This window comes from Streptomyces calidiresistens, from assembly GCF_014141525.1.
Classification (GTDB): Bacteria; Actinomycetota; Actinomycetes; order Streptomycetales; family Streptomycetaceae; genus Streptomyces; species Streptomyces calidiresistens.
Genome location: NZ_VKHS01000840.1, coordinates 1 through 2,224 on the forward strand (window position 1 = coordinate 1; position 2,224 = coordinate 2,224).

The 2,224-nt window shown below is 75.2% G+C and carries 2 protein-coding genes; both read left to right on the forward strand.

Annotation, left to right across the window (positions count from 1 at the left end; all coding sequences use genetic code 11):
• The first annotated feature begins 79 nt into the window (after window positions 1–79).
• The gene (gene prfA / locus FOE67_RS23325) at window positions 80–1,150 is read left to right on the forward strand and encodes a peptide chain release factor 1 (protein WP_182666813.1); all 1,071 of its coding nucleotides are present in this window, start codon (window positions 80–82) and stop codon (window positions 1,148–1,150) included.
• Window positions 1,151–1,308: 158 nt separating this feature from the next.
• Window positions 1,309–2,154: a peptide chain release factor N(5)-glutamine methyltransferase gene (gene prmC / locus FOE67_RS23330; RefSeq protein WP_182666814.1), complete on the forward strand. Its 846-nt coding sequence runs from the start codon at window positions 1,309–1,311 to the stop codon at window positions 2,152–2,154.
• Window positions 2,155–2,224: the final 70 nt, after the last annotated feature.

Genomic DNA, 2,224 nt, shown 5'->3' on the forward strand with positions numbered 1-2,224 from the left:
GGCCCTCCCCGCAGCCCTCCGCAGCCCCCGCAGTTCCCTTCCCGGGCCTCCGCCCGCCGTCCCCACCGGGAGTCCACCGATGTTCGAGGCGGTCGAGGAACTCATCGGCGAACACGCCGACCTCGAACGACAGCTCGCCGACCCCTCCGTCCACGCCGACCGCGCCCGGGCCCGGGCCCTCAACCGGCGCTACGCCGAGCTGACGCCCGTGCTGGCCGCCTACCGGGAGTGGACCGCCTGCGGCGAGGACGTCGCCACCGCCCGCGAGCTGGCCGCCGAGGACCCCGACTTCCTCTCCGAGGTGAAGGCCCTGGAGGCCCGGCGCGAGGAGCTGACCGACCGCCTGCGCCTGCTGCTGGTGCCCCGCGACCCGGAGGACGACAAGGACGTCATCCTGGAGATCAAGGCCGGCGAGGGCGGCGACGAGTCCGCGCTGTTCGCCGCCGACCTGCTGCGGATGTACCTGCGCTACGCCGAGCGCCACGGCTGGCGCACCGAGATCATCGAGTCCACCCCCTCCGACCTGGGCGGGTACAAGGACGTGCAGGTGGCGGTCAAGGCGCGCGGCGCGACCGAGCCGGGGCAGGGCGTGTGGGCCCGCCTGAAGTACGAGGGCGGCGTCCACCGCGTCCAGCGGGTCCCCGCCACCGAGTCCCAGGGCCGCATCCACACCTCCGCCGCCGGCGTGCTCGTCCTCCCCGAGGCAGAGGAGGTGGACGTCGCGATCAACCCGAACGACCTGCGGATCGACGTCTACCGCTCCTCCGGCCCCGGCGGCCAGTCGGTCAACACCACCGACTCGGCGGTGCGGATCACCCACCAGCCCACCGGCATCGTCGTCTCCTGCCAGAACGAGAAGAGTCAGCTGCAGAACAAGGAGCAGGCGCTGCGCATCCTGCGCGCCCGGCTGCTGGCCGCCGCCCGCGAGGAGGCCGACCGCGAGGCCTCCGACGCCCGCCGCAGCCAGGTCCGCACCGTGGACCGCTCCGAGCGGGTGCGCACCTACAACTTCCCGGAGAACCGGATCTCCGACCACCGCGTCGGCTTCAAGGCGTACAACCTGGACCAGGTCCTGGACGGCGAGCTGGACCCGGTCATCCAGGCGTGCGTCGACGCGGACTCCGCCGCCCGGCTCGCCGCGGCCCGATGAGCGCCGCCGATCGGGGGCCGGACGCGGGGGTGCGCCGGGACGCGTCGGCCGGGCCCGACCCGGCCGGGGGTGGACGTATGGTGGGCCCCGTGACGCCTTCGACCGGTTCCGCGGGACCCTCCACCGGGTCGTCCGCCGGCGCGCCCCGCTCGGTGCTGATGGCCGAGGTGGCCCGGGCCACCCAGCGGCTGGCGGACGCCGGGGTGCCCTCGCCGCGGCACGACGCCGAGGAACTGGCCGCCTTCGTCCACGAGACCGACCGGGCCCGGCTGCACCTGGTCGCCGACCCGGACTTCGACGCCCGCTACTGGGAGGCGATCGCCCGCCGCGAGGCCCGCGAGCCCCTGCAGCACATCACCGGCCGGGCCTGGTTCCGCTACCTGGAGCTGCGGGTGGGTCCCGGCGTCTTCGTGCCCCGCCCGGAGACCGAGTCCGTGGTGGGGTGGGCCATAGACGCCGTGCGCGCCATGGACGTCGCCGAGCCGCTGGTGGTCGACCTGTGCACCGGCTCCGGGGCGATCGCCCTGGCCCTGGCCCAGGAGGTGCCCCGGGCGCGGGTGCACGCGGTGGAGCTGGACGAACGCGCGGTGGAGTGGGCCCGCCGCAACATCGCCTCCATCCCCGAGGGGAGCCGGGTGACCCTCCACCACGGCAACGCCCTCACCGCCCTGCCGGAGCTGAACGGCCGGGTGGACCTGGTGATCTCCAACCCGCCGTACATCCCGCTCACCGAGTGGGAGCACGTCGCGCCCGAGGCCCGGGACCACGACCCCCAGCTGGCGCTGTTCTCCGGCGAGGACGGCCTGGACACCATCCGCGGGCTGGAACGGGCCGCCCACCGCCTGCTGCGGCCCGGCGGCGTGGTGGTCGTCGAGCACGCCGACAGCCAGGGCGGCCAGGTGCCGTGGCTGTTCCCCGAGGACCGGGGGTGGGCGGACGCCGCCGACCACCCGGACCTGAACAACCGACCGCGGTTCGCCACCGCCCGGCGGGTCGGCCACTGAGCCACCCCCGACCCCGGCACCGCGGCCCGTTCCCCACCGCCTTCCGACCGCTTTCCGACCACCCTCCCGC